This window comes from Micromonospora sp. NPDC049201 (assembly GCF_055586805.1).
Genome location: NZ_JBVJHM010000008.1, coordinates 322,399 through 340,293, shown reverse-complemented (window position 1 = coordinate 340,293; position 17,895 = coordinate 322,399). Strand labels below are relative to the sequence as shown.

Genomic DNA, 17,895 nt, shown 5'->3' with positions numbered 1-17,895 from the left:
GGCAGGCCATCGCGAAGATGCGCCCCGCTCGAAAGGTATTTCTTGACCACCTTCGCTGAATCCGGCATGTCCCCGTCCACCGACCCGATCACCGACGCCCCCGACTTCGCCTCGCTCGGCCTTCCGACGCAGGTGGTCGACGCGCTCGCCCGGCAGGGCATCACCACCCCGTTCGAGATCCAGCGGGCCACCGTGCCGGACGCGCTCGCCGGCCGCGACGTGCTCGGCCGGGGCCAGACCGGCTCCGGCAAGACGCTGGCCTTCGGCCTGCCGGTGATCGCCCGGCTCGCCAACCGCAACCGGGCCCGGCCGCTGCACCCCCGCGCGCTGGTCCTGGTTCCCACCCGCGAGCTGGCCATGCAGGTCAACGACGCGCTGGTGCCGATCGGCAAGGCGGTGGGCATCTTCCTGAAGACCGCGGTCGGCGGCGTGCCGTACGACCGGCAGATCGACGCGCTCCGCCGGGGCGTGGAGATCGTGGTGGCCACGCCTGGGCGGCTCGGCGACCTGATCGCGCGCGGTGTCTGCCGGCTCGACGACGTCGAGGTCACCGTGCTGGACGAGGCCGACCAGATGGCCGACATGGGCTTCCTGCCCGAGGTCACCGAGCTGCTGGCGAAGACGCCTGCGGACGCCCAGCGGCTGCTCTTCTCGGCCACTCTGGACAACGACGTCGACTCGCTGGTCAAGCGGTTCATGACCGACCCGGTCACCCACTCGACCGCGCCGGCCACCGCGGCGGTGTCCACCATGGATCACCACATGCTGCTGATCCCGCCGCACGACAAGTTCGCGGTGACGGCGTCCATCGCCGCCCGTGAGGGACGCACCATGGTCTTCGCCCGTACGCAGCTCGGCGTCGACCGGCTGGTCGAGCAGCTCACCGCGGTCGGCGTACGGGCCGGTGGCCTGCACGGCGGCAAGACCCAGCGGATGCGTACCAAGACGCTTGCCGAGTTCCGCGAGGGCCGGATGAACGTGCTGGTCGCCACCGACGTGGCGGCCCGGGGCATCCACGTCGACGGCGTCACGCTGGTGCTGCACGTGGACCCGCCGAAGGACCCGAAGGACTACCTGCACCGGGCCGGTCGCACCGCCCGGGCCGGCGAGTCCGGCGCGGTGGCGACCCTGGTGCTGCCGAAGCAGCGCCGGACCACGTTGGCCATGCTGGAGAAGGCGGGCGTCGAGCCGTCCGAGGCTCGGGTCCGTGCCGGCGACGAGGCGCTGGCCGAGCTGACCGGCGCGCGCGAGCCCAGCGGCGTACCGGTCCGCGAGGAGCCGGAGCCCCGCCGTGGCGGCGGCCCCCGCCGCTTCGGCGACCGGGACGGACGCGGCTACGGCGACCGACCCACCGGCGGACGCAGCTACGGCGACCGGCCCACCGGCGAGCGTCGCTACGGCGACCGACCCACCGGCGGACGCAGCTACGGCGACCGACCCACCGGCGGACGCGGCTACGGCGACCGGCCCACCGGCGAGCGTCGCTACGGCGACCGGCCCACCGGCGAGCGCAGCTTCGGCGACCGGCCCACCGGCGAGCGTCGCTACGGCGACCGGCCCACCGGCGAGCGCGCCTTCGGGGACCGGTTCGGCAGCGACCGGACCGAGCGCCGCGACGACCGGCGCTTCGGCGACCGGCGGTCCGACGACCGCGGGGACCGCTTCGCGGGCCGGCAGTCCGACGACCGGCGCTTCGGCGAGCGGGCGCAGCGCGACCGGACCGGCGGCGACCGGCCGTTCGGGGACCGGCCGACCGGCGGGCGCGGCTTCGACCGGGACGACCGGGGACGCGACGACCGCCCCACCGGCGGGCGTGACTTCGGCGAGCGCCGCCACGGGGACCGCCCGCAGGGCGAGCGTCGCTTCGGGGACCGCGACGGCAGCACCGAGCGTCGCTTCGGGGACCGGGGCGAGGCCCGGCCGGCCGAGCGTCGGGGCGGCTTCCGTCCCGAGGGCCGGGGCCGGGACGACCGGCCGCGCGACGACCGGCGCGGTTTCGGCGGGCGTCCGCCGGCCCGTACCCACTGATCCGGAGCCTCCGGGAGATCACTTCGAACGCCGCCGTCGAGCATCCGCTCGGCGGCGGCGTTCGCGCATCCGCTGCCGGTACCCGGCGGGTCGCGTAACGTCCGGTCCATGCCGAAGTCGCTCTTCTGGGCCCGGACCGACACCGCCGGATCCGAGCACGTCGTGCTCGACGACCGCCAGGGGCTGACCGCGCAGGGCGTGGCGCTGGCCGTGGACCCGATCCCGTACACCTGCCGTTACCGCCTGACGGTCGCGCCGGACTGGTCGACCAGCCGGCTGGAGGTGGACGCGGACGGCGCCGGCTGGGCGCGGAGCGTACGCCTGGAGCTTGGCGGCGACGGGTGGCGCGTGCGTACCGGCGAGGAGGGTGACCTGGACGCGGCGCTGCGGGCGGCCGGGCATCCGCCCGTGGGCCTGCCCGGTACGGATGACCCGGACCGGCTGGCCGAGGCGCTCGACGTCGACCTGGGCGGCTCCCCGCTGACCAACACGCTGCCGATCCGCCGGATCGGGCTGGGCCGGCTCCCCGCCGACCTGGCGACGAGCGTGACGGTGGTGTGGGTGCTGCTGCCCGGCCTGACGGTGCTCCCCGCCGAGCAGGTCTACACCTCGCTGGGTCCGGGCCGGGTGCGGTACGCCGGTGACGGGTTCACGGCCGACCTGGAGGTCGACCCGGAGGGCTTCGTGGTGCGCTATCCCGGGCTCGCGGAGCGGGTCGGCCCGCGCTGACCGTCGGGCCGGCCGGTCAGGCGCGTAGTCCGCGCAGCAGGACGCCGAGGTAGCGGTCGGCGGCGTCCGCGTCGCTGATCGCCACGGCGTGTTGCACGCCGCACATCAGGCTGCGCAGGTCGTCGGTCGTGATGTCGGCTCGGACGGCGCCGGCCTGCCGGGCCCGGTGGAGCAGGTGGTCGAGCGCGTCGAAGAAGTCGGTCGCCGGGGCGACGGCGTCGGCGGTGAGGTCGTCGCGGGCGGCCAGCACCTCGGCCAGCGCCGGTTCCTCGCGGAGCAGCCGCAGCCCGGTCGACATCAGCCGCTCGAATCCGGCGACGGGATCGTCGGCGGCGGCGCTCGCCCGCGCGTCCGTGGCCAGCCGGGTGAAGCTCTGTGCCGCCAGTGCCTCGATCAGCACCTGCCGGCTGGGGAAGTGCCGGTAGGCGGTGCCCACGCCGACGCCGGCGGCCTTGGCGATGGCGTTCAGCGGCAGGTCGCGGTCGCCGTCGCGTAGCCGGGCCCCGGCCACCGTGAGCATCTGTTCGCGGACCCGGGCGGAGTCCGCCCGGAGCCGTCCGCCCGGGCCCGTCGACATGGCGAAAGGATAACTCATCCGCTTGCCTGCTACGCTGGGCGCAGATCGGATAGATAATCCGATCGGATCACGCATCCGTTGAGGAGCTGTCATGGCTGTGAGCTGGACCTTCGCCGACATCCCCGACCTGACCGGCCGCACGGCCGTGGTGACCGGCGCGACCAGTGGGCTCGGCCTGGTCGTCGCGCGGCAGTTGACGGCGCACGGTGCGACCGTGATCGCGGCGGTCCGCGACATGGACAAGGCGGCCCGCGTCCTGCCCGGGGTCGAGGCGCGGCGGCTCGACGTCGCCGACCTGGACTCGGTCGCCGCCTTCGCCACCGGCCTGCACGCACAGGGGCGGCCCCTCGACCTGCTGGTCAACAACGCCGGCATCGGCGGCCACCAGGGCCGCCGGCTCAGCCCGCAGGGCATCGAGATGCAGTTCGCCACCAACTTCCTCGGCCACTTCGCGCTCACCGGTCGCCTGCTCGACCTGATCCGCGACGGCGGGCGCGTCGTGCACGTCGGGTCCGGCCTCTACCGGATCTTCCGGGTGGCGCCGCCCTTCGACGACCCGGCCGCCGAGCGGTCCTACTCGCCCTCGCGGGCGTACGTGACGTCCAAGCTCGCGAACCTGCTCCTCGGCCTGGAACTCGACCGCCGGTTGCGGCGCGCCGGCCGGCCGGTGCAGAGCCTGGTCGCCCATCCCGGCCTGGCGAGAACCGCGTTGAACGACGACATCCGCCGCCCGGCCCTGCGCGCGACGATGACGGTCCTCCAGGCGCTGATCGGCCGGCCGGCCGAACGCGCGGCGGTTCCGCTGCTGTTCGCCGCCACCGCCCCCGGGGCGCGGGGCGGGGTCTTCATCGGCCCCGGCAACCGGAGGTCGGACGACCGGGTGCACCTCGACCCGGTCGCCGCGCCCGCGAACGACCCGGCCGTCGCCGGCCGGCTGTGGGACCGGGCCCGCACCTGGTCCGCCGTCGAGTACCCGCCGGACCTACGATGACGACCGACGCCGGTCAGGCCGGCCAGGTGCCGTCGTCCAGGAACCGGTCGACGGCGGTGAGGTACGGGGCCAGGTCGAGGCCCTGCCCGGCCACCCACCGGTCGGAGTAGTACGTGTCGACGTAGCGGTCGCCCGGGTCGCAGATCAGCGTCACCACCGAGCCGGTCCGCCCGGCGGCGCGCATCTCGGCGATCAGCCCGAACGCGCCCCAGAGGTTGGTGCCGGTGGAGCCGCCGACCCGGCGACCGAGCACCGCCGAACCGGCGCGCATGGCGGCCAGCGACGCGGCGTCCGGCACCTGCACCATCCGGTCCACCACGCTGGGCAGGAAGGACGGCTCGACACCGGGCCGGCCGATGCCCTCGATCCGGGAGCCGCGACCGGTGCGGAACGACCAGTCGCCGGCCTGCCACGCCGGGTAGAACGCGGAGTTCTCCGGGTCCACCACGCACAGCTTGGTGGGCAGCCGGCGGTAGCGGGCGTACCGGCCGATGGTGGCGCTGGTGCCGCCGGTGCCGGCGCCCACCACGACCCAGGCCGGCACCGGGTGCCGCTCCAGCGCGAGCTGCGCGTAGATCGACTCGGCGATGTTGTTGTTGCCCCGCCAGTCGGTGGCCCGCTCGGCGTAGGTGAACTGGTCCATGTAGTGACCGCCGGTGTCCTCGGCCAGCCAACGCGCCTCGATCACCACCTTGGCCGGGTCCCGGACCAGGTGGCAGCGCCCGCCCTGGAACTCGATCTGGGCGATCTTCTCCGGCGAGGTGGAGGCCGGCATGACCGCGATGAACGGCAGCCCGAGCATCCGCGCGAAGTACGCCTCGGAGACCGCCGTCGACCCGGACGACGCCTCGACGATCGTGGTGTCCCGGCGGATCCAGCCGTTGCACAGCCCGTAGAGGAACAGCGAGCGGGCCAGCCGGTGCTTGAGCGAGCCGGTCGGGTGCACCGACTCGTCCTTGAGGTAGAGGTCGATCCCCCACGCCCGGGGCAGCGGGAACGGCAGGAGGTGGGTGTCGGCGGACCGGTTGGCGTCCGCCTCGACCGTGGCGATCGCCTCGGTGAGCCAGCGCCGGGCGGCCTCGTCACACCGGTCGAGATGAGTCACGCCGGCAACGTTACAAGCGAGGCCGGCTCGCGTCCGTCCGGACCCGACGCGCCTGCCGGCGCTGCCCGGCCCGGCCGGCGGCGCGCACCACCGGCGTGAGCGCCAGGGCGAGCCGGGGGAACGCGTCGAGCAGCCGGACCTGCGCGCCGCGCCAGCGCGGCAGGCTGACCACCGGGCGCGGCCGGCGGGCCAGCCGGACCGCCCGCGCGGCCACCCGCTCCGGCGTCAGCAGCGACCCGGTGAAGGACGCCAGCGCCCCGGGGTCGTCGAGCCTGTCGTGCAGCATCGGCGTCCAGATCCCGTCCGGGCACAGGCACGACACGTGTACGCCCCGGACGCCGGCCATCCGCAGGTCGGTCAGCGTGCCGAGGCTGAACGCCAGCAGGGCGTGCTTGCTGGCCGCGTACACCGTCTCGCCTGGCGCGGCGATCAGCCCGGCCAGCGAGACGACGTTGAGCACGTGGCCGTGGCCCTGCTCCCGCATGACCGCCACGGCGGCCAGCGTGCCGTTGACCGCGCCGAGCGCGTTGACCTCGATCACCCGCTGCCGGGTTTCGGCATCCTGCTCCCAGGCGGGACCGGTGACCAGGATGCCGGCGTTGTTCACCCACAGCCCGAGCCCGCCCGGCCCGCCGGCCGCCTCGGCGGCGACCGCCGCGCAGGCGGCGCCGTCGCGGACGTCGAGCGGGCGGGACCAGCCGCCCAGCGGCCCGGCGACGGCGCCCACCGCTTCGGCGTCGACGTCGGTCAGCAGCACCCGCCAGCCGTCGGCGTGCAGCGCGGCGGCGAGCGCACGGCCCAGCCCGCCGGCCGCGCCGGTCACCACGGCGGCACCCCGCCCCGAGGTCGTCATCGCCGCACGCTATCCGCCCGCACCGGTCGCCGGCCAGCGGTCAGGAGGTCGGCGGTTCGAGCGGCTGGGGACGGTTCTCCCACTTGGTCGACAGCGCGATCCCGGTACGGGTGGAGGCCACCCCGGGCGTCCGGTTCAGCCGGACGATCAGCTGTTCCAGCTCGGCGATGGTGCCGACCCGCGCCTTGAGCAGGAAGGATTCGACGCCGGCCATGAAGTAGCAGGACTCGATCTCGGGGATCTGGCGGAACGCCTCCAGCACGTCGTCGGTGTCCGCGTCGGAGTTCTCCACGATGCCGATCAGCGCGGTGACCCCGAGCCCGATCGCCTCCGGCTCGACCTCGGCGCGGTACGCCCGGATCACACCACCGGACTCCAGTTTGCCGACCCGCTCGTGCACGGCCGGGGCGGAGAGGCCGACCTGCCGGGCCAGCTCGGCGTACGACAGGCGGGCGTTGCCCCGTAGCAGCTCCACGAGGGCCAGGTCGATCGTGTCCACGGAGAGTGACCCTATCCTCTGGGCCGTGACCGGAGGCGGACGGCACCCGTTGAACATGACGGTACGTTGCCATTCACAAACGTCCCGTCACGGAGGTTCTACGCCGGTACCATTTCCTAACTTCGCAGTGTGTGCGTATTTCGCGTTTGGCGGACACGCCCGGTCCCTGGTGCTGTAATTGCCATACGTCCCTCATGACGGCTCTGGGCTCGCACCGGCCGGGGGCAGTGTGTTCAGCCGGGGGCTTCGTCGACGCGAGGAGGGGGCTGTGGACACTGGAGATCGCCTGCTGACACCGGGTGAGGTCGCTGCGCTGTTTCGGGTGGACCCGAAAACCGTGACCCGATGGGCAGCGGCCGGCCGGATCGGCAGCATCCGGACTCCAGGCGGGCATCGCCGGTTTCGGGAATCCGAGGTGCGAGCCCTGCTTGAGGGGGAGGGCATGCTGGACGAGGCGGAGGACATGGGCAAGGCCCGCAACATGGGCCCGACCGCTTCGACCGGCCCCGGCCCGGCAAACGCCGGCATGTACTGAGCGAGCGGGGCGCGGTCCGGCCGGTGAGGCGGGCCGCGCCCGGCCGGTGAGGCGGGCCGGTGTCGGCCGCTCCGGTGGTGAGCCGGTCAGGCCCTGTCCACGTCCCGACCGTTCACGTCGCGGCGGTCCGCGCCGTTCACGTCGCGGCGGTCCGCGGCGTTCACGTCCCGGCGGTCCGCGCCGTTCACGTCCCGGCCGTCCGCGCCGTTCACGTCGCGGCGGTCCGCGGCGAGCGTGCCCGACCAGCGCCGGAACAGCGTGTGTTCGACGCCGAGCGCGTCGAGCACCTTCCCGGCCACGAAGTCGACCAACTGCTGCGCGGAGGCCGACGCGCCGGCGCCGTAGAAGCCCGGACTGGCCGGCAGCACCACCGCGCCGGCGTCGTGCAGCGCGATGAGGTGTTCCAGGTGGCTGCGGGTCACCGGGGTCTCCCGGGGCACCACCACGACCGGACGGCGCTCCTTGAGGTTCACCTCGGCGGCCCGTTGGAGCAGGTCCTTGGAGAGACCGATCGCGATGCCGGCGCAGGCCGCGGTGCTGGCCGGCACGACCGCCATGCCGCGTACCCGGTAGGAGCCGCTGCTCGGGCCGGCGGCCAGGTCACCGGCGGGCCAGTACCGGAGGTCCGCGTCGGTGAGGTCGCGGTCGAGCCACCCGGCCAGGTCCGCGGCCCAGTGCGCGTCCCGGAAGGGCCGGCCGGTCTCGTCGAGCACGGTCAGCCGGGCGGCCCGGGACACGACCAGGTCGACCGCCGCGCCGGCGTCCAGCAGTCCCCGGACGACCGCCGCCGCGTACGGGGTCCCGGAGGCACCGGAGACGCCCACCACCCATGGTTCGCGCATGCCGTAAGCCTGCCAGGCCAAATGTCCGGTGGGTCGACGGGGTTTCCCGCCGCATGGGATTCTCTGATCCGGCGATCCACCTCCATGGAAGGGCCGGTGATGACGGCGGCGGTGCTGCGGGCGCTGCGTTCCGACTGCCCCGTCGCGCCCCGGTTCTCCCCGTACGCCGACGAGGTGCAGGTCTGGCTCGTCGACCACCTCGACCAGCTCGGCCTGCCGCTGGATCCGGGCACCCGCCGACGGCTGGCCCGCGCCGGCTTCGCCCGGTACGCCGGCCGGCTCTACCCGGACGCCACCGAGCCCGACCTGCGGGTGCTGGCCGCGCTGTTCACCTGGTTCTTCCTGGTCGACGACGCCTGTGACGGGCCGGACGGGCTGGCCCCGGCGCAGATCCGCGCGCTGCGCGACGGCGCGCTCGCGCTGCTCCGCGAGGGCCCGCGAGCCCGCCACCCGGGGTTCACCGGTCCGCTGCGCCGGCTGCTCGTGCAGGCGTGGCGGGAGCCACGGCACCGGATGCCGGCGCGCTGGCGGCTGCGCTTCGCCGACGCGGTGGCCGACCACCTCGACGGCGTGTCGCGGGAGACGGCTGCCACGTCGGCCGGCCGGCAACCCGGTGTCGCGGAGTACGTCCGGTTGCGCCGGGCCACCTCGGCGGCATACGTGTCGTACCCGCTGATCGAGTTCGCCGCCGGTCGCCCGCTGCCCGACGCGGTCTACCACCATCCCGCGTTGCGCCGTCACGCGGACCTCGCCAACGACCTGCTCTCCTGGTTCAACGACATCGCCTCGCTGGAGCGGGACCGGGTCACCGGCGGGGGGCACAACCTGGTGCTGGCGGTGGCCGCCGAGCGGGACGTGCCGTTGCCGGTCGCGGTCGACCTGGTGGCCGCGCACTGGCGCGCCGAGATGAGCCGCTTCATGGCGCTGCGTGCGGCGGTGCCGTCCTTCGGCCCGGCGTTGGACGAGGCCGTCACCATCCATCTCGACGGGGTGGCCGCCGCCGTGCGCGGCACTGTCGACTGGACGCTGGAGAGCGCCCGCTACCCGGTCGCCGCGACGCCCTGACCGCCCGGCGGGCGACCGGCACCGGCACCGGCACCGATCCGCCCGACCCGTCAGGGGCGCAGGCCGAGCCGGACCACCAGGTCGAGCAGCGCGAGCACGAACAACGCGATGCCGACGAACCCGTTGGCGGTGAAGAACGCCCGGTTGACCTTGCTCAGGTCGGTGGGGCTGACCACCAGGTGCTGGTAGCCGAAGGCGACCGCGGTGAGCGCCAGCCCGATCCACCACAGCCAGCCGAAGCCGACAAGCGCGCCGAACCAGATGAACAGCGCGAACGTCACCACGTGCGCGACCGTGGAGGCGTGCAGCGCGAAGCGCCGGCCGTACCGGGCGGGGACGCTGTGCACCCCGATCTCCCGGTCGATCTCCGAGTCCTGGCAGGCGTAGATCAGGTCGAAGCCACCGATCCAGAGCCCGACGGCGGCGCCGAGCAGCCAGGCCGGGCCGGAGCCGTCGAGCGTGCCGGTGACCGCCAGCCACGCGCCGACCGGGCCGACCGCCTGGGCGACCGCGAGGATGGCGTGCGGCCAGTTGGTGAAGCGCTTGCCGTACGGGTAGACCACCAGCGGCACCACGGCCAGCGGCGCGAGCATCAGGCAGAGCGGGTTGAGCAGCGCGGCGGCGGCCAGGAAGACCACGAGCGCGACGGCCGCGCCGGTCCAGGCCGTCCGCACGCTCACCGCCCCGGTGACCAGTTCCCGGTTCGCGGTACGCGGGTTCCGCGCGTCGATCCGCCGGTCCAGGATCCGGTTGGCGGCCATCGCGAACGTCCGCGCGCCGACCATCGCCACGGTGATCAGCAGCAGGTCCCCCCACCGCACCCGCCCCCCGTCGACCCGCATCGCGGTCAGCGCCGACAGGTACGCGAACGGCAACGCGAACACCGAGTGCTCGATCGCGACGAGCTTCAGGAACGACCCCACCCGCCCCCGCGATCTTGCGGTTGCCGCCCCGACAGAAGGGGATGAACCGGACTGGTCAGGGGCCGCATCTGCAAGATCGCGGGAGTCGGAGGTGCCGGTCATCAGATTCCGTACTCCTGCCAGCGCTTGTCGACCAGGGACGTCACCTCGGGGGACATCCGCATCTCCTCCGGCCAACCCCGGGTGTACCCCTCGGTGGGCAGCTTGCGGGTGGCGTCCACGCCGGCCTTGCCGCCCCAGAACTGCTGGTACGAGGCGTGGTCCAGGTGGTCCACCGGGCCCTCGGTGAGGAGCAGGTCGCGGGCGTAGTCGACGTTGCCGAAGGCGCGGAACGCGACCTCGTTGTAGTCGTGCACGTCGCAGTCCTCGTCGACGATCACGATCAGCTTGGTCAGCGACATCATGTGCGCGCCCCAGATCGCGTTCATCACCTTCTGCGCGTGCTTCGGGTAGCGCTTGCGGATCGACACGATCGCGCAGTTGTGGAACACGCCGGCGGCGGGCAGGTCGTAGTCGACGATGTCCGGGATCAGGAACCGCAGCAGCGGCGCGAAGATCCGCTCGGTGGCCTTGCCGAGGCCGTGGTCCTCCTGCGGCGGCTGGGACGTGACGATCGAGTGGTAGACCGGGTCGCGCTGCATGGTCATGGTCTCGATGTGCAGCACCGGGAACGGCTCCACCGGCGTGTAGAAGCCGGTGTGGTCGCCGAACGGCCCCTCGGGCAGCCGCTCGCCCGGTTCGAGGTAACCCTCCAGCACGACCTGGGCGTGCGCCGGCACCTGCAACGGGACGCTCAGGCAGTCGACCATCTCGACCCGCTCCCCGCGCAGGAAGCCGGCGAACAGGTACTCGTCGATGTCGGCGGGGAGCGGCGCGCTGGCCACGTACGCGACCGCCGGGTCGGCGCCGATGGCGACCGCCACCGGCAGGCGCTGCCCGAGCCGCTCGGCGACCGCGTGGTGCGCGGTGGAGTTCTTGTGGATCTGCCAGTGCATGCCGAGCGTGTTCCGGCCGTGCTGCTGGAGCCGGTACAACCCGAGGTTGCGCTTGCCGGTCTCCGGGTGCTTGGTGTGGGTCAGCCCGAAGTTGTGGAAGATGCCGCCGTCGCCCGGCCACACCTGCAACCCGGGCAGCCGGTTCAGGTCGACGTCGTCGCCCCGGTAGACCACCTGCTGGCAGGGGGCGGTCCGGACCTTCTTCGGCGGCATGGACTTGAGCTGCATGACCTTGCCGAGCCCACCCATCATGCCGGTGAAGCCCTGCGGCAGCTCCGGCTTGAGCAGCTCGCCGATCCGCGCGCCGATCTCGTCGAGCGACTCGACGCCGAGCGCCATGGCCATCCGCTTCTCGGTGCCGAACAGGTTGACCGCCACCGGCATCTCGCCCCGGGTGGGCCGCTCGAACAGCAGCGCCGGCCCACCGGCGCGGACGGTCCGGGTGACCACCTCGCTGATCTCCAGCGTGGGGTCGACCGGGACGCTCACCCGCCGCAGCTCACCGGCGCGTTCCAGCGCCGCGAGGAAGTCCTTGAGATCGTCGTACGGAAAGCCACGCCCCATGCCTCCATCCTCCCCCACCCCCCTGAGGTGCAAGGAAGGGCCCCTTCTTAACGCATTCGGTAGAGGCGGGGCCCCCTTTTAACGCCCCGTCGGGCGGGTAGTCGGCGGCATGGGCGACGAGCGGGTGCCGGCGGGATTCAGCGAGCAGCGGGGCCAGGTCGGCGACGTGGAGATCAACTATGTCCGGGGCGGTCAGGGGCCGACGCTGGTCCTGCTGCACGGCTACCCGCAGTGCTGGCGCATGTGGCGGCACGTGCTGCCGGAGCTGGCGCGCTCCTTCGAGGTGATCGCCCCCGACCTGCGCGGTTTCGGCGACAGCGACGCCCCGCCCGGCGGGTACGACAAGAAGACGGTCGCCGCCGACCTGCACGGCCTGCTCACCGCGCTCGACCTGGCCGGGGACATCCGGCTGGTCGGCCACGATCTCGGCACCATGGTCGCGTACGCCTATGCCGCCGCCCATCCCGACTCGGTCGCCCGGCTGGTGCTCAGCGAGGCGCCGATCCCGGACGAGAGCGTCTACGCCATGCCCGCGCTCACCGCGGCCGGCCCGGCGGTGTGGAACTTCGGCTTCTTCACCGTGCCCAACGGCCTGCCCGAGCAGCTCGTCGCCGGCCGCGAGGCGCTCTGGGTCGACCGGTTCACCGACTCGATCATGGTGAACAAGGGCAGTCTCGGCCCGGACGACATCGAGGAGTACGCCGGTCACCTGCGCGACGAGGCGCACCTGCGGGCCAGCTTCGCCTACTTCCGGGCGTTCGGGCAGGACGTCGCGGACAACACGGCGTACCGGAGCACGAAGCTGCCGATGCCGGTGCTGGCCGTCGGCGCGCAGGCCAGCCTCGGTGCCCAGGTGGCCGAGCAGGTGCGCCGGTACGCCGACCGGGTCACCGGCGAGGTGGTCGAGGACTGCGGCCACTGGCTGTTCGAGGAGCAGCCGGCGAAGCTCACCGCCCTGCTGCTGCCGTTCCTCACGGGTTGACGGACGGGCGGGTCAGCCCCGGCGGGCCGACTCGACGAACGCGCGCCAGGCAGCCGGACGGAACGTCAGCACCGCCCCGGCGCGGTCCTTACTGTCCCGGACGGCGACCACGCGCGGCAGGTTGTCGGCCACCTCGATGCAGTCACCGCCGTTGGTGCTGCTCCGGGTGCTGGTGCGCCACCGGGCGCCGGTCAGGTCCGCCATGTCTCCGCCACCTCCGTCAGCAACTCCATCGACTGCCGGGGCGGCAGCGCCTCCCCCTCGATCGACTCCCAGGACGACCGGACCGCCAGCACGTCCTCGGTGTGGTCGATCACCTGGCCCTTGAGCTGATCGTCGAGATAGACGACGTCCTCCCCGGAGGGGAGCGTAGCCAGCACGAAGGCCCCGGCGACACCGGGATATGCGCCGACCGAGGCGGGCACCACCTGGAGCCGGACCCGGGGCCGCTCATTGACCAGCTTGACCAGCCGCAGCACCTGCTCGCGCATCACCAGCGGGCCACCGACCGGCCGGCGCAGCACGTGCTCGTCCAGCACCGCGACGAGCTGCGGCGGCTTCTCCCCGGTCAGCACGGCCTGCCGCGCCAGCCGGGCCTCCACCCGCTGCTCCACCTCCGCCTCGTCGAACAGGCCGACGCTGCGGAACAACGCGCGGGCGTACGCCGAGGTCTGCAACAGCCCGGGCACCACCGTGTTCTGGTACGACCGCAGCACGGTGGCCTGCCGCTCGTTGGCCTCCCAGGCCCGCATCCACTGCGGCGACCCGAACCGGGCCAGCATGCGGCCGAACGCGCCACCGGTGTCGAGCGCCACGTCGGCCCGCTCCCAGAAATCCGGCGGCGGCTTGCGCGCCCCGGTCTCGACCATCGCCACACGTGGAGGATCTGTGCCGCCCCGCGCCGCCCCCGACGCGAAGGAGGGGCCCCCGGTTAACGCCTCCGGTAGAGGCGGGGCCCCCGCTTAACGCCCGCCGCCTTTCCGCCCGCCGCCCGCTTCAGGCGGCCGGCTCCCAGGCGTACCGGTGCAGGGGCGCGTCGAGCGGCGCGGCGGTGAGCCGGTTCGCGAACGTCGAGATGGTGTAGGTCCCGACGCCGAGCACGACGTCCAGCGCGTGCCGTGGCTGCCAGCCGGCGGCCAGGAACGCGTCCAGCTCCGCGTCGGGGACCGCGCCCCGGTGGTCGAGCACGGCGACGGTGAACCGGCGCAGCGCCTCCAGCCGGGGCTCGGGCAGCACGCCGCCGGTTCGCAGCGCGTCGATCAGCTCGGGCGCGGCGTCCTGCCGGGTGAGCGTGGCGGTGTGCATGGCCACGCAGAGGTGGCACTCGTTGCGGGTGGCGACCGTCAGCACGAGCACCTCCCGGGCAACCGGGTCGAGGTCGGCGGCCTCGAAGGCGGCGTTGGCGGCGAGAAAGCCCTTGAGCAGCTCCGGCGAGCCGGCCATCAGGCCGACAGCGGCGGGCAGGTGGCCCAGTTTGCGGTGGACGCCGGCCATGACCGGGCGGGCGGCGGCCGGCGCGGTGTCGGGTTCGTACGCGGTGAAGCGGGACATCCGCGGTCCCCTCTCGTAAGATAGTCAATGTGGTTGACCAAACCGTAAACCAGGTTGTCTAATATGGCAACGCCTGACCGCCCCGGCTTCGCGCTGCCGCTGCTCCTGCTGGCCGGCTTCCGTACGCTCGTCGACGACCTGCACGCCGAGCTGGCGCGGCACGGGCACCCCGAGCTGCGACCGGCGCACGGCTTCGTCCTCCAGGCCGTCGGACCGGCCGGCACCACCGCCTCCGACCTCGGGCAACGCCTCGGCGTCTCCAAGCAGGCCGCCGGCAAGACGGTGGACCGGCTGGTCGCGCTCGGGTACCTGGAACGCGTGGACGATCCCGCCGACGCCCGCCGGAAGCTGGTCCGGATGACCGCCCGTGGCCACGACGGGTTACGCCGCTCGGCGGTCGTCTTCGACGCGCTGCGCGACCGCTGGGCGGCCACGCTCGGCGCGGACCGGGTCGCCGCCATCGAGGACGACCTGCGCCGGATGGTCCCCGCCGACGTGTTCCGCCTCGACGTCCCCGGCTGGTTCGGCGCGTGAGCCTCAGCGGCCACCGAGCACGAGAGGGGCACCCGACCTCCGGTCGGGTGCCCCTCTTTGAACACTTCTACCGGAAGATGACGTCACTTCTGTTGACCTTGCAGTTGGCGTCGTTCCAGCCCTCACCGAGGTAGCTGGGTTCGCTGCCCTTGGCGACACCCTTGTACTTGCCGCAGATGACCGCCGAGCCGATCACGACCACGCGGGTGATCGTCGCGGTGTCGTTCCAGTTGCTGTTGATGCCGGCGAGCATGTCGATGTCGTCGACGAGGACGTTGTCGACACGCACGTGGCGGGTGTAGGAGGTGGAGCAGTTGCCGCAGGCGCGGTACAGCTTGCCGGACCCCTTGAGGTAGAAGCCGGAGATGCTGACGGTGCCGTTGCCGTTGTGCTGGAAGGTCTTGTCACTGCCGCTGCGCGCGCCGCCACCGATGACGTAGGACGTACCGCCGTTGGTCTGCTTGAAGGTGGCGGCGTCCTCACCGATGTCGTTCCACCACACGTTGCGCAGCGTGCAGGTGCCCTCGCAGTGCACGCCGTCACCGGCGGGCGAACCGAGGATGACGTTCTGGAGCGTGCCACCGTTGGCGATCTTGAACATCGGGTCCTGCGACTCGCCCTGCCCACCGTCACCCATGCAGCAGTACGTCTTCATGCCGCCGTCGAAGGTGCCGGAGACGTTGACCGTGCTGGAGATGTTCACCGAGCCGGCCGACGACGGCCACGCGCCTGTCGGCGTGCCCGGGTTGCCGGTCGGGCCGGACGTCGGACCGCTGGTGGGACCACTGGTCGGGCTGGTGGTCGGCGTCGACCCGCCGCTGGAGTACGTCTCGAACTCGGCGATCCGCGGGGTGCCGGACGCGCTGGTGATGACGAAGGAGATCTTCTTCAGCGACGTCGAGGAGAAGTTGATGGTGCTCGGGGCGCTGCCGCCGCTGGCGAGGACGGAACCCGTGTCGTAGTTCTTGAGTTGCCAGCCGCTGATCGAGCCGCCGCCCGAGGCCTGCACGATGACGGCCGAGGACACCGTGGTGGCGCTGCCCCACTTGACCGAGATCGTGCCGGTCGAGCCGCTCGGCGACCAGTAGGTGCCGGCGTTGCCGTCGATGACGTTGCCGTAGCTGGTGCCACTGGCCTTGCTGGAGCCGTCGGCGCCGGCGCCGAGGCTCAGGTTCGTGGCGGCCGACGCGCTGGGGACCTGCAACGCCAGCGCGACGACGGCGCCCGCGACCGCAGCGGCACCGCCGGTCAGCCACCGAGTGGCGACTTTGCGTCTCATCCGGTTTCACCTTTCAAGCGTGTGTACCCTGTGTTAGAAAGCGCTTTCAGGTAAACCATAGACACCTATCGATGTCAAGGCAAGGGCCATCCTCCGTCGCGCTGGACGGATGGACGACGCGTACGTGGTGGGTGATCCCGACGGGCTCAGCCCGCTTCAGACCGAGATCCGTGACGCGGTGGCCCGCGAGCTGCACGCCCAGTTCGCGCTCCGGGCCGACCGCCTCGACCTGGCCGACCTGCCCGAGGTGGCCTACCAGATCACCCGTCGGATCGACGAGGTGCTGAGTCGTCGCGTCACCGCCTCGTAGGACGTCCTCACCTCCGACCCGCCGCCGTCACGGCCCTCTCGTCGTCGGTGACGGCCACGTCACGCGCCCCCGCGTCAACTGGGTCCCCGCAACGAGGCGGCCGGTCTGCCCGGACGGGCACGAGCGAACGGCCGTGGAGATCGGAGATCCCATGAAGAGGCTCGCCCTCCAGGCCGGGCTGGCCGCGTTGGCCCTCACCGCCGCGCTGCTCGTCGGCGCACCCCCGGCCTCGGCCGCCACCACCACGTTCCCGTTCGCCGCCACCCAGGACAGCTACGTCAGCTCGTCCAGCCCGAACGCCAACTTCAACAGCACCAACTCCCTCGTGGTCGGCGCCGCCCCGGTCCGGATCTCCTACCTCCGGTTCACCGTCACCCGCCTGACCGACCCGGTCTCCAGCGCGCGCCTACGTCTGCACGTCCGGAACACCGCAAACGCCCCCAGCCCCAACGGCGGCACCGCGCAGGAGGTCGGTACGTCCTGGTCGGAGAGCACGCTTACCTACGCCAACCGGCCGGCGTCCGTCGGCGGCCCGCTCGGCTCGCTCGGCACGGTCCGGAGCAACACCTGGTACGAGCTGGACGTCACCGGCGCCGTCACCGGCAACGGCGAGGTGGCGTTCTCGCTCTCCTCCACCAACCCGGACGGCGCGTTCTACGACAGCCGGGAGTCCGGCACGTACGCGCCGATGCTGGTCATCACCACCGGCCCGCCACCGACCGGGGACAACGTGCTGCTCAACGGCGGCGACATCTCCGCGTGCAGCACCACCGGGGCCGTGCAGACCGCGCAGCTCATCGCCCGCGAGCCCGGCACCGTGATGGCCGGCGGCGACCTGACCGACAGCGGTACGGCGACGCAGCTCGCCGACTGCTACGGCCCGACCTGGGGGCAGTTCAAGAGCCGCACGAAACCCATCCTCGGCAACCACGACTACCTCACCGCCGGCGCGCTCCCCACCTTCGACTACTTCGGCGCGGTCCTGCCGCCCGGCAAGGGCTACTACTCGTTCGACCAGGCCGGCTGGCACATCGTGGTGCTGAACAGCAACTGCTCCCACGTGGGCGGCTGCCAGGCCGGCTCGCCCCAGGAGAAATGGCTGCGCGCCGACCTGGCCGCACACCCGAACCGGTGCACCCTGGCCCAGTACCACCACCCGCTGTTCAGCTCCGGCGGCCGGACCTCCTCGAACGTGCGCCCGCTGTTCCAGGCGCTCTACGACGCGGGCGCCGAGATCGTCATCAACGGCCACAACCACCAGTACGAGCGGTTCGCCCCACAGAACCCGTCCGGCGTGGCCGACCCGACCCGGGGCATCCGGGAATGGGTGGTCGGCACCGGCGGCCGGCCGCTGATGAAGACGTTCCCCGAGCCGGCCGCGAACAGCCAGGCCAGGAACGGGAACACGTTCGGGGTGCTCAAGCTGACGCTCTCCCCGAACGCCTACACGTGGCAGTTCCTACCGGTGACCGGCGCGACCTTCACCGACTCCGGCAGCGGCACCTGCCACTGACCCACCGTCACACCCTCCCC

The 17,895-nt window shown here is 72.8% G+C and carries 19 protein-coding genes and 1 pseudogene; 9 read left to right on the top strand and 11 right to left on the bottom strand.

Going from position 1 to position 17,895, the window contains the following annotated elements:
- The first annotated feature begins 66 nt into the window (after positions 1–66).
- Both ACZ6O5_RS19835 and ACZ6O5_RS19830 read left to right on the top strand, forming a co-directional pair.
- Positions 67–2,028, top strand: a complete 1,962-nt coding sequence (locus ACZ6O5_RS19835; RefSeq protein WP_465979089.1) for a DEAD/DEAH box helicase — start codon at positions 67–69, stop codon at positions 2,026–2,028.
- 108 nt (positions 2,029–2,136) lie between these two features.
- Positions 2,137–2,757, top strand: a complete 621-nt coding sequence (locus tag ACZ6O5_RS19830) for a putative glycolipid-binding domain-containing protein (protein ID WP_465978977.1) — start codon at positions 2,137–2,139, stop codon at positions 2,755–2,757.
- Between the two features lie 16 nt (positions 2,758–2,773).
- Here the strand turns inward: ACZ6O5_RS19830 and ACZ6O5_RS19825 are convergent, their stop codons facing one another.
- The gene (locus ACZ6O5_RS19825; RefSeq protein WP_465978975.1) at positions 2,774–3,334 is read right to left on the bottom strand and encodes a TetR/AcrR family transcriptional regulator; all 561 of its coding nucleotides are present in this window, start codon (positions 3,332–3,334) and stop codon (positions 2,774–2,776) included.
- A gap of 91 nt (positions 3,335–3,425) precedes the next feature.
- On the opposite strand from ACZ6O5_RS19825, the gene ACZ6O5_RS19820 reads away from it, so the two are divergent.
- Positions 3,426–4,325: an SDR family NAD(P)-dependent oxidoreductase gene (locus ACZ6O5_RS19820; protein ID WP_465978974.1), complete on the top strand. Its 900-nt coding sequence runs from the start codon at positions 3,426–3,428 to the stop codon at positions 4,323–4,325.
- A 13-nt stretch (positions 4,326–4,338) separates the two neighbouring features.
- Here ACZ6O5_RS19820 and cds1 read toward each other — a convergent pair whose 3' ends face one another.
- The 3 genes from cds1 to ACZ6O5_RS19805 are packed head-to-tail and all read right to left on the bottom strand — an operon-like array spanning position 4,339 to position 6,782.
- Positions 4,339–5,430 (bottom strand): L-cysteine desulfhydrase Cds1, encoded by a 1,092-nt coding sequence (cds1, locus tag ACZ6O5_RS19815; protein WP_465978972.1) that lies wholly within the window; start codon positions 5,428–5,430, stop codon positions 4,339–4,341.
- A 10-nt stretch (positions 5,431–5,440) separates the two neighbouring features.
- Complete coding sequence (locus tag ACZ6O5_RS19810) at positions 5,441–6,283, bottom strand: SDR family oxidoreductase (protein ID WP_465978970.1); 843 nt, start codon at positions 6,281–6,283, stop codon at positions 5,441–5,443.
- Between the two features lie 40 nt (positions 6,284–6,323).
- Complete coding sequence (locus ACZ6O5_RS19805) at positions 6,324–6,782, bottom strand: Lrp/AsnC family transcriptional regulator (protein ID WP_281943661.1); 459 nt, start codon at positions 6,780–6,782, stop codon at positions 6,324–6,326.
- Between the two features lie 268 nt (positions 6,783–7,050).
- Between ACZ6O5_RS19805 and ACZ6O5_RS19800 the strand changes: the two genes are divergently transcribed.
- Positions 7,051–7,317, top strand: coding sequence for a BldC family transcriptional regulator (locus tag ACZ6O5_RS19800; RefSeq protein WP_013473529.1), 267 nt, complete (start codon positions 7,051–7,053; stop codon positions 7,315–7,317).
- Between the two features lie 218 nt (positions 7,318–7,535).
- Here the strand turns inward: ACZ6O5_RS19800 and ACZ6O5_RS19795 are convergent.
- Positions 7,536–8,159 (bottom strand): annotated as a pseudogene (locus tag ACZ6O5_RS19795) (UbiX family flavin prenyltransferase); the annotation flags it as partial.
- A gap of 84 nt (positions 8,160–8,243) precedes the next feature.
- Here ACZ6O5_RS19795 and ACZ6O5_RS19790 point away from each other — a divergent pair.
- Positions 8,244–9,224, top strand: coding sequence for a terpene synthase family protein (locus ACZ6O5_RS19790; protein WP_465978968.1), 981 nt, complete (start codon positions 8,244–8,246; stop codon positions 9,222–9,224).
- 50 nt (positions 9,225–9,274) lie between these two features.
- On the opposite strand, the gene mqnP is transcribed toward ACZ6O5_RS19790, so the two are convergent.
- Together mqnP and ACZ6O5_RS19780 are read right to left on the bottom strand one after the other, a co-directional pair.
- Positions 9,275–10,249 (bottom strand): menaquinone biosynthesis prenyltransferase MqnP, encoded by a 975-nt coding sequence (gene mqnP / locus ACZ6O5_RS19785; protein WP_465978966.1) that lies wholly within the window; start codon positions 10,247–10,249, stop codon positions 9,275–9,277.
- A complete protein-coding gene (locus ACZ6O5_RS19780) occupies positions 10,249–11,706 on the bottom strand; it encodes a menaquinone biosynthesis decarboxylase (protein WP_465978964.1) in 1,458 nt (485 codons plus the stop codon). The genes mqnP and ACZ6O5_RS19780 overlap by 1 nt, the downstream gene beginning before the upstream one ends.
- 109 nt (positions 11,707–11,815) lie before the next feature.
- Between ACZ6O5_RS19780 and ACZ6O5_RS19775 the strand changes: the two genes are divergently transcribed.
- Positions 11,816–12,688: an alpha/beta fold hydrolase gene (locus ACZ6O5_RS19775; protein ID WP_465978962.1), complete on the top strand. Its 873-nt coding sequence runs from the start codon at positions 11,816–11,818 to the stop codon at positions 12,686–12,688.
- 12 nt (positions 12,689–12,700) lie between these two features.
- Here ACZ6O5_RS19775 and ACZ6O5_RS19770 read toward each other — a convergent pair whose 3' ends face one another.
- The 3 genes from ACZ6O5_RS19770 to ACZ6O5_RS19760 form a co-directional block, all read right to left on the bottom strand.
- Complete coding sequence (locus ACZ6O5_RS19770; protein WP_465978960.1) at positions 12,701–12,892, bottom strand: DUF397 domain-containing protein; 192 nt, start codon at positions 12,890–12,892, stop codon at positions 12,701–12,703.
- Complete coding sequence (locus ACZ6O5_RS19765; RefSeq protein WP_465979087.1) at positions 12,880–13,557, bottom strand: DUF5753 domain-containing protein; 678 nt, start codon at positions 13,555–13,557, stop codon at positions 12,880–12,882. Before ACZ6O5_RS19765 ends, ACZ6O5_RS19770 begins: the two co-directional genes overlap by 13 nt.
- Positions 13,558–13,684: 127 nt before the next feature.
- Positions 13,685–14,239: a carboxymuconolactone decarboxylase family protein gene (locus ACZ6O5_RS19760; RefSeq protein ID WP_465978958.1), complete on the bottom strand. Its 555-nt coding sequence runs from the start codon at positions 14,237–14,239 to the stop codon at positions 13,685–13,687.
- Positions 14,240–14,302: 63 nt separating this feature from the next.
- On the opposite strand from ACZ6O5_RS19760, the gene ACZ6O5_RS19755 reads away from it, so the two are divergent.
- Entirely contained in the window at positions 14,303–14,773 is a 471-nt protein-coding gene (locus ACZ6O5_RS19755; RefSeq protein ID WP_465978956.1) for a MarR family winged helix-turn-helix transcriptional regulator, read from the top strand.
- Between the two features lie 67 nt (positions 14,774–14,840).
- On the opposite strand, the gene ACZ6O5_RS19750 is transcribed toward ACZ6O5_RS19755, so the two are convergent.
- The gene (locus tag ACZ6O5_RS19750) at positions 14,841–16,052 is read right to left on the bottom strand and encodes a pectate lyase (RefSeq protein ID WP_465978954.1); all 1,212 of its coding nucleotides are present in this window, start codon (positions 16,050–16,052) and stop codon (positions 14,841–14,843) included.
- 109 nt (positions 16,053–16,161) lie between these two features.
- Between ACZ6O5_RS19750 and ACZ6O5_RS19745 the strand changes: the two genes are divergently transcribed.
- Positions 16,162–16,362, top strand: a complete 201-nt coding sequence (locus tag ACZ6O5_RS19745) for a hypothetical protein (RefSeq protein ID WP_425785216.1) — start codon at positions 16,162–16,164, stop codon at positions 16,360–16,362.
- Positions 16,363–16,513: 151 nt separating this feature from the next.
- Positions 16,514–17,875, top strand: a complete 1,362-nt coding sequence (locus ACZ6O5_RS19740) for a CBM96 family carbohydrate-binding protein (RefSeq protein ID WP_465978952.1) — start codon at positions 16,514–16,516, stop codon at positions 17,873–17,875.
- Positions 17,876–17,895 lie beyond the last annotated feature (20 nt).

What these genes read in the sequence shown, in the direction of transcription:
- ACZ6O5_RS19835 (WP_465979089.1), top strand. Translation starts at nt 67, where the DNA reads ATGTCCCCGTCCACCGACCCGATCACCGACGCCCCCGACTTCGCCTCG.
- ACZ6O5_RS19830 (WP_465978977.1), top strand. Translation starts at nt 2,137, where the DNA reads ATGCCGAAGTCGCTCTTCTGGGCCCGGACCGACACCGCCGGATCCGAG.
- ACZ6O5_RS19825 (WP_465978975.1), bottom strand. Translation starts at nt 3,334, where the DNA reads ATGTCGACGGGCCCGGGCGGACGGCTCCGGGCGGACTCCGCCCGGGTC.
- ACZ6O5_RS19820 (WP_465978974.1), top strand. Translation starts at nt 3,426, where the DNA reads ATGGCTGTGAGCTGGACCTTCGCCGACATCCCCGACCTGACCGGCCGC.
- ACZ6O5_RS19810 (WP_465978970.1), bottom strand. Translation starts at nt 6,283, where the DNA reads ATGACGACCTCGGGGCGGGGTGCCGCCGTGGTGACCGGCGCGGCCGGC.
- ACZ6O5_RS19790 (WP_465978968.1), top strand. Translation starts at nt 8,244, where the DNA reads ATGGAAGGGCCGGTGATGACGGCGGCGGTGCTGCGGGCGCTGCGTTCC.
- mqnP (WP_465978966.1), bottom strand. Translation starts at nt 10,249, where the DNA reads ATGACCGGCACCTCCGACTCCCGCGATCTTGCAGATGCGGCCCCTGAC.
- ACZ6O5_RS19780 (WP_465978964.1), bottom strand. Translation starts at nt 11,706, where the DNA reads ATGGGGCGTGGCTTTCCGTACGACGATCTCAAGGACTTCCTCGCGGCG.
- ACZ6O5_RS19775 (WP_465978962.1), top strand. Translation starts at nt 11,816, where the DNA reads ATGGGCGACGAGCGGGTGCCGGCGGGATTCAGCGAGCAGCGGGGCCAG.
- ACZ6O5_RS19770 (WP_465978960.1), bottom strand. Translation starts at nt 12,892, where the DNA reads ATGGCGGACCTGACCGGCGCCCGGTGGCGCACCAGCACCCGGAGCAGC.
- ACZ6O5_RS19765 (WP_465979087.1), bottom strand. Translation starts at nt 13,557, where the DNA reads ATGGTCGAGACCGGGGCGCGCAAGCCGCCGCCGGATTTCTGGGAGCGG.
- ACZ6O5_RS19760 (WP_465978958.1), bottom strand. Translation starts at nt 14,239, where the DNA reads ATGTCCCGCTTCACCGCGTACGAACCCGACACCGCGCCGGCCGCCGCC.
- ACZ6O5_RS19755 (WP_465978956.1), top strand. Translation starts at nt 14,303, where the DNA reads ATGGCAACGCCTGACCGCCCCGGCTTCGCGCTGCCGCTGCTCCTGCTG.
- ACZ6O5_RS19750 (WP_465978954.1), bottom strand. Translation starts at nt 16,052, where the DNA reads ATGAGACGCAAAGTCGCCACTCGGTGGCTGACCGGCGGTGCCGCTGCG.
- ACZ6O5_RS19745 (WP_425785216.1), top strand. Translation starts at nt 16,162, where the DNA reads ATGGACGACGCGTACGTGGTGGGTGATCCCGACGGGCTCAGCCCGCTT.
- ACZ6O5_RS19740 (WP_465978952.1), top strand. Translation starts at nt 16,514, where the DNA reads ATGAAGAGGCTCGCCCTCCAGGCCGGGCTGGCCGCGTTGGCCCTCACC.